The organism is Pseudomonas sp. P7548, from assembly GCF_013386585.1.
Classification (GTDB): Bacteria; Pseudomonadota; Gammaproteobacteria; order Pseudomonadales; family Pseudomonadaceae; genus Aquipseudomonas.
In genome coordinates this window covers 178445-190895 of sequence record NZ_JACARO010000015.1, presented here as the reverse complement: position 1 = coordinate 190895, position 12451 = coordinate 178445, and the positions used below count along the sequence as shown (strand labels likewise).

14 protein-coding genes are annotated in these 12451 nt (G+C 62.2%); 8 read left to right on the top strand and 6 right to left on the bottom strand.

Translation table 11 applies throughout. The features are described from left to right. Positions 1-155 precede the first annotated feature (155 nt). Genes HX803_RS08835 through pilG form a run of 4 tightly spaced genes read right to left on the bottom strand, consistent with a single transcriptional unit; the run spans position 156 to position 3560 of the window. Entirely contained in the window at positions 156-2207 is a 2052-nt protein-coding gene (locus tag HX803_RS08835; RefSeq protein ID WP_176996757.1) for a methyl-accepting chemotaxis protein, read from the bottom strand. Continuing rightward, the gene (locus HX803_RS08830; protein WP_178920048.1) at positions 2204-2728 is read right to left on the bottom strand and encodes a chemotaxis protein CheW; all 525 of its coding nucleotides are present in this window, start codon (positions 2726-2728) and stop codon (positions 2204-2206) included. The genes HX803_RS08835 and HX803_RS08830 overlap by 4 nt, the downstream gene beginning before the upstream one ends. A gap of 12 nt (positions 2729-2740) precedes the next feature. Next, positions 2741-3106 carry a twitching motility response regulator PilH gene (gene pilH, locus HX803_RS08825; RefSeq protein ID WP_016976047.1) on the bottom strand — a complete coding sequence of 122 codons (366 nt, stop codon included), beginning with the start codon at positions 3104-3106 and terminating at the stop codon, positions 2741-2743. A 46-nt stretch (positions 3107-3152) separates the two neighbouring features. Beyond that, positions 3153-3560: a twitching motility response regulator PilG gene (pilG, locus tag HX803_RS08820; protein ID WP_016972942.1), complete on the bottom strand. Its 408-nt coding sequence runs from the start codon at positions 3558-3560 to the stop codon at positions 3153-3155. A gap of 239 nt (positions 3561-3799) precedes the next feature. Here pilG and gshB point away from each other — a divergent pair, with 239 nt between their 5' ends. The 7 genes from gshB (at position 3800) to HX803_RS08785 (ending at position 9797) form a co-directional block, all read left to right on the top strand. Next, positions 3800-4753, top strand: a complete 954-nt coding sequence (gene gshB / locus HX803_RS08815; protein ID WP_159960633.1) for a glutathione synthase — start codon at positions 3800-3802, stop codon at positions 4751-4753. 77 nt (positions 4754-4830) lie between these two features. After that, positions 4831-5736 (top strand): energy transducer TonB, encoded by a 906-nt coding sequence (locus HX803_RS08810; protein ID WP_178920047.1) that lies wholly within the window; start codon positions 4831-4833, stop codon positions 5734-5736. 177 nt (positions 5737-5913) lie between these two features. Continuing rightward, entirely contained in the window at positions 5914-6483 is a 570-nt protein-coding gene (locus HX803_RS08805; RefSeq protein ID WP_178920046.1) for a YqgE/AlgH family protein, read from the top strand. Continuing rightward, positions 6483-6920: a Holliday junction resolvase RuvX gene (gene ruvX / locus HX803_RS08800; RefSeq protein WP_003195067.1), complete on the top strand. Its 438-nt coding sequence runs from the start codon at positions 6483-6485 to the stop codon at positions 6918-6920. The genes HX803_RS08805 and ruvX overlap by 1 nt, the downstream gene beginning before the upstream one ends. Before the next feature lie 73 nt (positions 6921-6993). Then, positions 6994-7500: a bifunctional pyr operon transcriptional regulator/uracil phosphoribosyltransferase PyrR gene (gene pyrR, locus HX803_RS08795; protein ID WP_178920045.1), complete on the top strand. Its 507-nt coding sequence runs from the start codon at positions 6994-6996 to the stop codon at positions 7498-7500. A 24-nt stretch (positions 7501-7524) separates the two neighbouring features. Beyond that, positions 7525-8529: an aspartate carbamoyltransferase catalytic subunit gene (locus HX803_RS08790; protein WP_010207224.1), complete on the top strand. Its 1005-nt coding sequence runs from the start codon at positions 7525-7527 to the stop codon at positions 8527-8529. Beyond that, a complete protein-coding gene (locus HX803_RS08785) occupies positions 8526-9797 on the top strand; it encodes a dihydroorotase (protein WP_178920044.1) in 1272 nt (423 codons plus the stop codon). Before HX803_RS08790 ends, HX803_RS08785 begins: the two co-directional genes overlap by 4 nt. 125 nt (positions 9798-9922) lie before the next feature. Here HX803_RS08785 and HX803_RS08780 read toward each other — a convergent pair whose 3' ends face one another. Further along, on the bottom strand, positions 9923-10351 hold the full coding sequence (locus tag HX803_RS08780; RefSeq protein ID WP_178920043.1) for a TM2 domain-containing protein: 429 nt from the start codon (positions 10349-10351) through the stop codon (positions 9923-9925). A 250-nt stretch (positions 10352-10601) separates the two neighbouring features. Between HX803_RS08780 and HX803_RS08775 the strand changes: the two genes are divergently transcribed. Further along, positions 10602-11240 (top strand): C40 family peptidase, encoded by a 639-nt coding sequence (locus tag HX803_RS08775; protein ID WP_178920101.1) that lies wholly within the window; start codon positions 10602-10604, stop codon positions 11238-11240. Between the two features lie 137 nt (positions 11241-11377). Here HX803_RS08775 and HX803_RS08770 read toward each other — a convergent pair whose 3' ends face one another. Then, a complete protein-coding gene (locus HX803_RS08770; protein WP_178920042.1) occupies positions 11378-12412 on the bottom strand; it encodes a type IV pilus twitching motility protein PilT in 1035 nt (344 codons plus the stop codon). Positions 12413-12451 lie beyond the last annotated feature (39 nt).

Sequence of the window (12451 nt, the reverse complement as noted above, 5' to 3'; positions counted from 1 at the left end):
GGTGTTGCAGAGATCTCAAACCGAATGGAGATCTAGTGTGGGAGCTGGCTTGCCTGCGATAGCGGTGGGTCAGCTATACATGTGCCAGCTGATAGATCGCTATCGCAGGCAAGCCAGCTCCCACAGTTGGACAGTGGTGTGCTTTAAAATGCATTTCAATTATCGACCTGCTTGGGCGGCGGCAAGGTGAACCCCGACACCGACCGGCGCAACTGGCTGGCCATCTTCGCCAGGTTGCCGATGCTTTCGGCGGTGGCCGTGGAGCCCGACGAGGTCTGGGTGGTGATCTGCTGGATCACGTTCATGGTCAGGGAAATCTGCCCCGCCGAGGAGGTCTGCTGCTGCGCCGCGTTGGAAATGCTCTGGATCAACGCCGCCAGGGTTTTCGACACGCCTTCGATTTCTTCCAGCGCCACGCCCGCGTCCTGGGCCAGCCGCGCGCCGCGCACCACTTCGGTGGTGGTCTGCTCCATGGAAATCACGGCTTCGTTGGTGTCGGCCTGGATCGCGCGCACCAGGGTTTCGATCTGCCGGGTGGCCGCCGACGAGCGCTCGGCCAGTCGCTGCACTTCGTCGGCGACCACGGCAAATCCGCGCCCGGCGTCCCCGGCCATGCTCGCCTGGATCGCGGCGTTGAGGGCCAGGATGTTGGTCTGGTCGGCAATGTCGTCGATCAGGCTGACGATGTCGCCAATTTCCTGGGACGACTCGCCCAGGCGCTTGATGCGCTTGGCCGTGTCCTGGATCTGTTCGCGAATGTTGTCCATGCCGTGGATGGTGTTGTGCACCACCTCGTTGCCCTTGTTGGCGATCTCTACCGAGCGCTCCGCCACTGCCGAGGACTCAGCGGCGTTGGCCGACACCTGGTCGATGGACTGGGCCATCTCATTGATCGCGGTGGACGCCTCGGCAATCTGCTGGGCCTGGTGCTCCGAAGCCTGGGCCAGGTGCATGGCGGTGGCCTGGGTGTCTTGCACCGCGCCAGCGACTTGGCCAGCAGTGAGGTTGATGGTGGCGACCAGGTCGCGCAGCTGGTCCACGGAATAGTTGATGGAGTCGGCGATGGTGCCGGTGAAGTCTTCGGTCACCGAAGCGGTCACGGTCAGGTCGCCGTCGGCCAGGTCTTCGATTTCATCGAGCAGGCGCATGATCGCGTTCTGATTGCGCTCATTCTTCTCGGCGGTTTCGTGCAGCTGGCGGTTGGTTTCGCGCACCATCACCAGGCCGATCAGGATGATCGAGGTCAGCGCCAGCAAGCCCAGCACATAGCCGCCAATGGTGTCGAAACTGCGCCCGCTGGCGAGGTTTTCAAACCCGGTGGCCAAGTGTGAGGCTTCATCGAGCAAGGTTTGCGACAGGTTGAAGATATTGCTCGCCGACGCTCGCACCTGGAACAGCTGCGGCGAGGTTTCGAGGATTTCATCCACCGAGCCGGAGACGAATTCGAACAACTCGGCGATTTCCGCCAGCCGCGCCCGGGCGTCGTGGTCTTCGACCTGGCTGATGCGCAACCCGGCGTTGCCCTGGAGCATGCCGTTGAGCACCTGGCCGAAGCGGTTGGCGTCGCGCCCAAAGGCGTCGGCGGCCTGGGCGGCGGTTTCGTCGCCGGCCAGCACGGTGTTCACGGCACCCAGGATTCGTTCGGCCAGCAGCGACTGGCGTTGGGCCAAGGCCACTTGGCTGGCCGGGGCACCGCGTTGCAGCAGGATGTCGACGACCTTTTCCGATTCCATCTGCAACTGCGGCACCGTTTCGGCCAGGGTCGCGGCCACTTGGTGCAATGACAGCACCGTCTGCTCGCTGGCGAGGATCGCGTCGGTGTTTTTCAGCAGCGCTTCCCAATCGGTCTGCACCGCACGCATCTCGGCACGCACGGCGTTGGGTGCGGCGGGCAGGCCGGTCTCGATGTCGCCTTTTTTCAGGTAGCCCCAGCGCTGGGCGAAGTCGTTGCGCGCGTCAGACAGCAACTTGAACGCCGCCGCCTTGCCAGCCGCGGCTTCGGTGGCGTTCTTGGCGATACGCTGGGACAGCACGCGCAGCTCGCCGGCGTGGCCGATGTACTGTTTGTCGTAGGTGGACTGGGTGTTGAGGTACGCGAAGTTGGCGAACAGCAACATGATGAACACGATCAGCGCGATGAACAGCACGATGATCTGCGAGCGACTGCGCGACGCGGCTTGGGGTTTGGGCGTGGTAGCGGTGGTCATGCGGCGACATCCATGAAGCCTGGGGCCTGGGCCAGAGCGAAGGGGCTGAAGACCTGCCACAGCTGGTCGCCGTCGAACTGGCCCCTGATAAACGGCGCGCTGGAGAGCGTGCCCGTCAACAATGCGTCTTGCGCGAAATGCTGCATGCCCACCACCTCGTCTACCAGCAGCCCGACAAACAGGTCGTTGTATTCCACCACCAGTACCCGCCGCTGCTTGCGCACCCGGGACAACTCAAGGCCGAGAAAACCGCCGAGGTCCATCACCGGCAGCAAGCGCCCGCGCAGGTTGGCCACGCCCTTGACCCAGGGTTTTACTCCCGGCATCACGGTGCAGCGCGGTTCATGCAGGACTTCGGCGACTTCGCCCATGGGCGCCACGTACCAGTGCGGCCCCAGGCGAAAGCCGATCCCGCTCCAGCGTTGCAGGCGGGTTTCCTGGGACGGCAGGTCGGCGGCCAGCAGGCGGCAGCGGCGGTCGATGTCCAGCAGCAGCTCGAAGGCGGTTTGCGACTCGGTCATGGTGGCGAACCGTCAGCCGGCCAGCACCTTGTTCAGGGTAGCAATCAGGGTTTCTTCGTCCACCGGTTTGGTCAGGTAGTCCTTAGCCCCCTGGCGGGCGCCCCAGATCTTGTCGGTCTCCTGGTCCTTGGTGGTAATGATGATGATCGGGATACCGTTGGTTTCCGGCTCCTTGGACAGCTGGCGGGTGGCCTGGAAGCCATTGAGGCCCGGCATCACGATGTCCATCAGCACGGCGTCGGGCAGTTCCTGGCGGGCCAGGGCCACGCCGTCCGCGCCGTTTTCGGCTTTCAGGACCTGGTGGCCATGCTTTTCCAGCATGCCGGTCAGTTTGTACATTTCGGTCGGCGAATCGTCGACGATCAGAACACGTGCCATGGTTTTCCCCACTACATTGGTTGGCGCCGGCCCTTGTGAGGCGGCGTCAGTGTGCTTGTTCTACTGCGGCGAAGGCAGGCACGTAGGCCTTGATCGCGCCCAGCAGTTCTTCCTTGCTGAAAGGCTTGGTCAAAAACTGATCGACACCCACGATGCGCCCCTTGGCCTTGTCGAACAGGCCGTCCTTGGAGGACAGCATGATCACCGGGATCGACTTGAACGCCGGGTTGTTCTTCACCAGCGCGCAGGTCTGGTAGCCATCCAGGCGCGGCATCATGATGTCGACAAAAATAATGTGCGGGTGATGATCAACAATCCGGGCCAGGGCATCGAAACCGTCGATGGCCGTGATGACGTCGCACCCTGCGTTCTTCAACAGTGTTTCAGCGGTGCGGCGGATCGTTTTCGAATCGTCGATCACCATCACTCTCAAGGCGTTGGAATGCTGTTCCATATCTGCTCTACCATCGCCACAGCGAATCGGTTTTCGGTGTGTACTGCCTGATGTCTCACAGGATGGGCGCCGCAAGCCTTGGAATCCAAGGGCTGCTGCACCGTGGCAGTCTTTTTAGCACAGTCTTGGGGTGCAATCTATCGAGCGGCCTGCCCGGTGGTTTTTCCTTGACCCACAACAGCCGCAGCGCCACTCTGACGCCACTTTTATGCGCCCTAATTTGCTAGAGGAAATCCCCCATGAGCGTTCGCGTCGGCATTGTCATGGACCCTATCGCCAGCATTTCCTATAAAAAGGACAGTTCGCTGGCCATGCTCCTGGCCGCCCAGGCCCGCGGCTGGACCCTGTTCTACATGGAGCAGCGCGACCTTTACCAGGGCGACGGCGAGGCCCGCGCACGCATGCGCCCGCTGCAGGTGTTCGCCAACCCGGAGAAGTGGTTCGAGCTGGCCGACGAAATCGACAGCCCGCTGAGCGATCTGGACGTGATCCTGATGCGCAAGGACCCGCCGTTCGACATGGAGTTCGTCTACTCCACCTACCTGCTGGAGCAGGCCGAACGTGCCGGCGTGTTGATCGTCAACAAGCCGCAGAGCCTGCGCGACTGCAATGAAAAGCTGTTTGCCACCCTGTTCCCGCAGTGCACGCCGCCGACCGTGGTCAGCCGCCGTGCCGACGTGCTGCGTGAATTCGCCGCCAAGCACGGTGATGTGATCCTCAAGCCGCTGGACGGCATGGGCGGCACCTCGATTTTCCGTCACCGCGCCGGCGACCCGAACCTGTCGGTGATCCTGGAAACCCTGACCGCGCTGGGCACCCAGCAGATCATGGGCCAGGCGTACCTGCCGGCGATCAAGGACGGCGACAAGCGCATCCTGATGATCGACGGCGAGCCCGTGGATTACTGCCTGGCCCGCATCCCGGCAGCCGGTGAAACCCGCGGCAACCTGGCGGCCGGTGGCCGTGGCGAAGCACGCCCGCTGTCGGACAAGGACCGTTGGATCGCCTCCCAGGTCGGCCCGACCCTGCGCGAAAAAGGCTTGCTGTTTGTAGGCCTGGACGTGATTGGTGAAAACCTCACCGAAATCAACGTGACCAGCCCGACCTGCATCCGCGAGATCGACAACGCCTTTGGTACCAACATCGGCGAAATGTTGATGGCCGCCATCGAGCGCAAGCTACAAGCCAAGTGACATAGAACAGCCGGACACGCACCAACATTGCGCTATCATGCCCCACCTGTGAAACGCGCGATGTTGGTTTTTTTGTCATGACACTCCCGTCCGACCTGCCCCCCGAACTCTCCCACAGTGGCGTGCGCCCGGCTGATCGGCTCGGATTTACCCTGTTCCTGGCCGCATTGATTCACCTGGCCCTGATCCTCGGCGTGGGGTTCACCATGGTCGAGCCCAAGCAGATCACCCAGACCCTGGAAATCACCCTCGCCACGTTCAAAAGCGAGAAAAAGCCGGAAAAAGCTGACTTTCTCGCCCAGGAGAACCAGCAAGGCAGTGGCACCCTCGACAAGAAGGCCGTGCCCAAGACCACCGAAGTGGCGCCGTTCCAGGACAACAAGGTCAATAAAGTCACCCCGCCTCCGGCCCCCAAGCCCGAGGTCAAGCAGGCCGCCCCCAAGGCCGCCGTGACCACCGTCGCGCCCAAGCCGCAAAAAGCCCCGACCCAGCGCGAAAAGGCCAAGACCGAACCAACCCCAGAGCCGGTGAAGCCGGCGCCAACCTTCGACAGCTCGCAGCTTTCCGACCAGATCTCCAGCCTGGAAGCCGAACTGGCCAACGAACAGCAGCTGTACGCCAAGCGCCCGCGTATCTACCGATTGAACGCCGCCTCGACCATGCGCGACAAAGGCGCCTGGTATAAGGACGAATGGCGCAAGAAGGTCGAGCGCATCGGCAACCTCAACTACCCGGATGAGGCACGTCGCCAGCAGATTTACGGCAATTTGCGCTTGCTGGTGTCGATCAACCGCGACGGCACGCTCTATGAAGTGCAGGTGCTGGAATCGTCCGGCCAGCCGCTGCTGGACCAGGCCGCCCAGCGCATCGTGCGCCTGGCCGCGCCCTTTGCCCCATTTACCGGGGACCTGAACGACGTCGACCGCCTGGAAATCATCCGCACCTGGAAGTTCGCCAAGGGCGACCGCCTGTCCAGCAACTGACGCAGATCCCCTGTAGGAGCCGGCTTGCCGGCGATGCGGCCCTCAGGTCTTGCGATGCCCATGCGGACGCTATCGCCGGCAAGCCGGCTCCTACAGGGTTCGCGTTTGACATGAAAGGTGGGCATGCCATGCATCCCCGGCTTGTCAGTTCGCCCCTCCACCGCCACACTAGCGGACATGAAAAATGTCAGCCCGACCTACCTCAAGCACCAATTCCTGATCGCCATGCCCCACATGGCTGACCCGAACTTTGCGCAGACCTTGACCTACATCGTCGAGCACACGGCCAATGGTGCCATGGGGCTGGTGATCAACCGCCCGCAAGAGCTGAACCTGGCGGATATCCTTGAGCAACTGCGCCCGGAAATCGATCCGCCAGCCCGTTGCCAACATGTACCCATCTACATCGGCGGGCCGGTGCAGACCGATCGCGGTTTCGTGCTGCACCCCACCGGGCCGAAGTTCCAGGCCACGGTCGACCTTGAAGGGGTTTCGCTGTCCACGTCCCAGGACGTGCTGTTTGCCATCGCCGACGGCATAGGCCCCGAGCAGAGCGTGATCACCCTGGGTTACGCCGGTTGGGAAGCTGGCCAGCTGGAGGCCGAACTGGCCAGCAATGCCTGGCTGACCTGCCCGTTCGATGCCGAAATCCTGTTCAACACCCCCAGCGAACTGCGCCTGGAAGCAGCGGCGGCCAAGCTGCGGGTCAACCTCAGCCTGCTGACCAGCCAGGCAGGGCACGCCTGATGGCTTTGCGTCTGATTCTGGGGTTTGACTACGGCACCAAACAGATCGGCGTGGCGGTCGGCCAGGTCATTACCGGCCAGGCCCGCGAGCTGTGCACCTTGAAAGCCCAGAACGGCGTGCCGGACTGGAACCAGGTCGAAGCCCTCATTAAAGAGTGGAAGCCCGACGCCGTGGTGGTCGGCCTGCCCTTGAACATGGATGGCACGCCCAGCGACATGTGCCTGCGCGCCGAGAAATTCGCCCGCCGCCTCAACGGCCGCTACAACCTGCCCTTCTATACCCACGACGAACGCCTGACCACCTTTGAAGCCAAGGGTGAGCGCCGTGACCGTGGCGGGCAAAAGGGCAGCTACCGCGACAACCCCGTGGACGCCATCGCCGCCGCCTTGTTGTTGCAGGGCTGGCTGGATGAAAACACCGCTTTATTTGAATCCTGACTGACGCGGCTTGCCGCGTCTTTTTACGTTTGAGCCCGGACCCTGCCTGCGGCAAGGTCCTGAAGGAGCCTGCATGAGCCTGCCGAACCCCGCCGAACTGATCAGCCAGATGGCCACAAGCCTCACGGCCCATCTGCAACACCGCAACATCAGCGAGCCGCGCTTCATCGGCATTCGCACCGGCGGTGTGTGGGTGGCCCAGGCGCTGCTGGAAGCGCTGGGCAGCGATTCGCCATTGGGCACCCTCGATGTGTCCTTCTACCGCGACGACTTCAGCCAGAACGGCCTGCACCCGCAAGTGCGCCCTTCTGCCCTGCCGTTCGAGATCGAAGGCCAGCACCTGGTGCTGATCGACGACGTACTGATGAGCGGCCGCACCATCCGTGCCGCCATGAACGAACTGTTCGACTACGGCCGCCCGGCCAGCGTGACCCTGGTATGCCTGCTCGACCTCGACGCCGGCGAATTGCCGATCAGCCCGGATGTGGTCGGCGCCACACTGTCGCTGGAAGCCCACCAGCGGGTAAAATTGTCCGGTCCTACGCCGCTCGAACTCGAACTGCAAGACCTCGCCCTTTAAACCGCCTTGTAAAGAGTCCCCGCGATGACGCCTCTAGATGCCAAGCGCCCGCTGCAGCTCAATGCTCAGGGCCAGTTGCAACACTTCTTGTCCCTCGACGGTTTGCCCCGCGAACTGCTCACCGAAATCCTCGACACCGCCGACTCGTTCCTTGAAGTCGGTGGCCGGGCGGTGAAGAAGGTCCCGCTGCTGCGCGGCAAGACCATCTGCAACGTGTTCTTCGAGAACTCGACCCGCACCCGTACCACCTTTGAACTGGCCGCCCAGCGGTTGTCGGCCGACGTGATCACGCTGAACGTGTCCACCTCGTCGGCGAGCAAGGGCGAGACCCTGCTCGACACCCTGCGCAACCTGGAAGCCATGGCCGCCGACATGTTCGTGGTACGCCACGGCGACTCCGGCGCCGCGCACTTCATCGCCGAGCATGTATGCCCGCAGGTGGCGATCATCAACGGCGGCGATGGCCGCCATGCCCACCCGACCCAGGGCATGCTCGACATGCTCACCATCCGTCGGCACAAGGGCAGCTTTGAAAACCTCTCGGTGGCCATCGTCGGCGACATCCTGCACTCGCGGGTGGCACGTTCGAACATGCTGGCCCTGAAGGCCCTGGGTTGCCCGGATATCCGCGTGATCGCACCCAAAACCCTGCTGCCGATCGGCATCGAGCAATACGGCGTGAAGGTCTACACCGACATGGCCGAAGGCCTCAAGGATGTGGACGTGGTGATCATGCTGCGCCTGCAGCGCGAGCGCATGGCCGGTGGCCTGCTGCCGAGCGAGGGCGAGTTCTACCGCCTGTTCGGCCTGACCACTGCGCGCCTGGCCGGCGCCAAGCCGGATGCCATCGTGATGCACCCGGGCCCGATCAACCGTGGGGTAGAGATTGAGTCGGCAGTGGCCGACGGCCCACAGTCGGTGATCCTCAACCAAGTCACCTACGGCATCGCCGTGCGCATGGCCGTGCTGTCCATGGCCATGAGCGGGCAAACCGCGCAACGTCAATTCGAGCAGGAGAACGCCCAGTGAAGCTCAGCATTCTCGGCGCCCGAGTCATCGATCCGGCCAGCGGCCTGGATCACGTTACCGATCTGCACCTGGAAGCCGGCAAGATCATCGCCATCGGCGCGACGCCTGCGGGTTTCAGCGCAGTTGAAAGCATCGACGCCAAAGGCCTGGTGGCTGCACCTGGCCTGGTGGACTTGAACGTCGCCCTGCGCGAGCCGGGCTACAGCCGCAAAGGCAACATCACCAGCGAAACCCGCGCCGCTGCGGCCGGTGGCGTGACCAGCCTGTGCTGCCCGCCGCATACCAAGCCGATCCTCGACACCTCGGCCGTGACCGAGCTGATCCTCGACCGCGCCCGTGAAGCCGGCAATTGCAAGGTGTTCCCTATCGGCGCCCTGAGCAAAGGCCTGGAAGGCGAACAGCTCGCCGAGCTGATCGCACTGCGCGACGCCGGTTGCGTGGCCTTCGGCAATGGCCTGGAAAGCTTTCGCAGCACCCGCACGCTGTTGCGCGCCCTGGAATACGCGGCCACCTTCGACCTGACGGTGATCTTCCACTCCCAGGACCGCGACCTGGCCGAAGGCGGCCTGGCCCATGAAGGCGCTGTGGCCAGCTTCCTCGGCCTGCCGGGCATTCCGGAAACCGCCGAGACCGTGGCCCTGGCCCGCGACCTGCTGCTGGTGGAACAAAGCGGCGTACGCGCGCACTTCAGCCAGTTGACCAGCGCACGCGGTGTCGCCCTGATCGCCCAGGCCCAGGCCCGTGGCCTGCCGGTAACGGCGGACGTGGCGCTGTACCAGCTGATCCTGACGGACGAGGCGCTGATCGATTTCTCCAGCCTGTACCACGTGCAGCCGCCGCTGCGCACCCTGGCCGACCGCGAAGGTTTGCGCGCGGCGGTCAAATCCGGTGTGGTTTCGGCGATTTCCAGCCATCACCAACCCCACGAGCGGGATGCCAAGCTGGCGCCGTTTGGTGCGACCGAGCCGGGCATCAGCAGTGTCGAACTGTTGCTGCCGCTGGCAATGACGCTGGTGGAGGATGGTTTGCTGGATTTGCCGACCCTGTTGGCCCGCCTGAGCGCAGGCCCGGCCCAGGCACTGCGCCTGCCAGCGGGCAAATTGGCCGTGGGTTCGGCGGCCGACCTGGTGCTGTTTGATCCGGCCAGCTCCACGGTTGCAGGGGAGCAGTGGTTGTCCAAGGGTGAAAACTGCCCGTTCATCGGCCATAGCTTGCCGGCGACGGTGCGTTACACGCTGGTAGACGGACGCATCAGCTACCAGGCCTAAAGCGGGCATGGTAAAAATGTGGGAGCGGGCTTGCTCGCGAATGCGGTGGTTCAGTCAGTAAATTCGGTGACTGACACTCCGCATTCGCGAGCAAGCCCGCTCCCACATTTGGATCTCCACAAATCTTATCGCCCGGCGTTGCGCTCGGCATTGCGGACCGAAATCTGTGTATTCAGCGTCCAGAAGTCGTACAGCACCCCCACCAGGAACAAACCGCCGGTCAGCAGGTAGATCAGGCCGGTAATCCATTTGCCCTGGTACATGCGGTGCACGCCGAACACGCCAAGAAACGCCAACAGAATCCAGGCCACGTTGTATTCGATCGGTCCGGCGGTAAAACGCAGGTCCGCTTCACGGTCCATGGCCGGGATAAGGAACAGGTCAATCAGCCAACCGATGCCCAACAGGCCGAAGGTGAAAAACCAGATCGTGCCGGTGACCGGTTTGCCGTAATAAAAGCGATGTGCACCGGTAAAACCGAAAATCCACAGCAGGTAGCCAATCACCTTGCTATGGGTGTCTGGCTGGGAATAATCCTGTCGATAGGTGTTCATGAAGGACCTCTTTTGCCTCGATAGATAAATTTTTTCATTTTCTTTGTGACTTTTTTACGGGCGCCCGACGTACGGCAAATGGTATCTTCCCTCCCCTGAAAGCCTTATGCCACCTGACTTGTGTAGGACAATTGCGGCGATTCGTCGCGTATTTCCTGATTTTGACGTCAAGGTTCAGTCGACAAACGGCCTGAGAACGACACAAAAAGCTGTTATAAAGTTGCGCGCAAACCTAAAAGAGCCACGCCTAATGCGACCATTTTTCAAGACATGGCTAACCATCTGCCTATTAATGCCACTGGCCGCCCACGCCACCAATCGTGAGCAACGACTTCCGAACGTTAATGGTTTCACCCCTAAAGTCCACAGCACACCGAGCACCGCCAAGTCGGTAAAGCTGACCGTCAACCGCCCGACTCAAGTGAGCAAGGTTCACGGTAAAGCTGTTCACACCGCACTGGCTGCCAGCAACACCAAGCAAAGCAGCAACGTCCTCAGCCGCGCCGTCAACGTGCTCGGTACTCCTTATCGTTGGGGCGGCAGCAGCCCAAGTAAAGGGTTCGACTGCAGTGGTTTGGTGAAATATGCGTTTAACGACGTAAAAGCCGTGGATTTGCCGCGCACTTCCAACGCCATGGCCGCCGGCCACGGGCTGAAGGTTGATCGCAAGGACCTGAAACCCGGTGACCTGTTGTTCTTCAAATTGAAGAGCCGCCAGGTCAACCACGTTGCCATCTACCTGGGCAATGATCGTTTTATCCACGCACCGCGTCGCGGCAAGGCCGTCAGCATCGACACGCTGAAAAAGCCGTTCTGGGACAAGAACTACGTGATTGCCAAGCGGGTGTTGCCTAAAGAGCAGAACAACCTGCGCATCGTTCAGCGCTGATTACTGGCTGAACGCGTTACAACATGTGGGAGCGGGCTTGCTCGCGAATGCGGTGGTTCAGTCGATACAAAAGTTGACTGACACACCGCCTTCGCGAGCAAGCCCGCTCCCACATTGGTTTCAGCGTCGATAAGACCTCATATATCTGCAGGCACCCTCGCCTTCTCCCGCGCGTGCTCGCGACTGATCACCCCCTCGCTCACCAGCGCCTTCAAGCTCATATCCAAGGTCTTCATCCCCAACGCCCCGCCTGTCTGGATCGCCGAGACCATCTGCGCCACCTTGTCCTCACGGATCAAATTCCGGATTGCCGGCGTGCCCAGCATGATTTCATGGGCCGCCACCCGCCCGCCGCCGACCTTCTTCACCAGCACCTGAGACACCACCGCCTGCAGCGACTCGGACAGCATCGAGCGCACCATGGCCTTTTCACCGGCCGGGAACACGTCGACCAGCCTGTCCACGGTCTTCGCCGCCGACGTGGTATGCAGGGTGCCAAACACCAAGTGCCCAGTCTCGGCCGCCGTCAGCGCCAGGCGGATGGTTTCCAGGTCACGCAACTCGCCCACCAGGATCACGTCCGGATCTTCGCGCAACGCCGAGCGCAAGGCCGCCGAGAAGCTGTGGGTATCCCGGTGCACCTGGCGCTGGTTGATCAGTGCTGTTTTCGGCCGGTGGATAAATTCGATGGGGTCTTCGAGGGTGAGGATGTGCTGGCGCCGATGCCCATTGAGGTAATCGATCATCGCCGCCAGCGTCGTGGACTTGCCGGACCCGGTGGGCCCTGTGACCAACACCAGCCCACGCGGCAACTGGGCGATACGCTGGAACACCTCGCCCAGCCCGAGACTCTCCAGGCTCTGGACCTCGGCGGGAATCGTACGGAATACGGCCCCCATGCCACGGTCCTGCTGGAACACATTCACGCGGAACCGCCCCACGCCCGGCAGCGCGAAGGCAAAATCCGTTTCAAGAGATGTTTCGAAATCCTTTTGCTGATAATTGTTCAGCAACGGGCTCAATAAGTCCGCCACCTGCGGAGGTGAAAGCACCGGCCCGTCCAAAGGCCACACCTCCCCATCCACACGCAGCATGGGCGCCAGGCCAGCCGACAAATGCAGGTCGGAGGCGCCTCGGCGCACGCTAGCCGTCAGCAATTCAGTGATATCCATAGGGCTTTCCATTTCCAGTAGAATGCCGCGGACTCCATA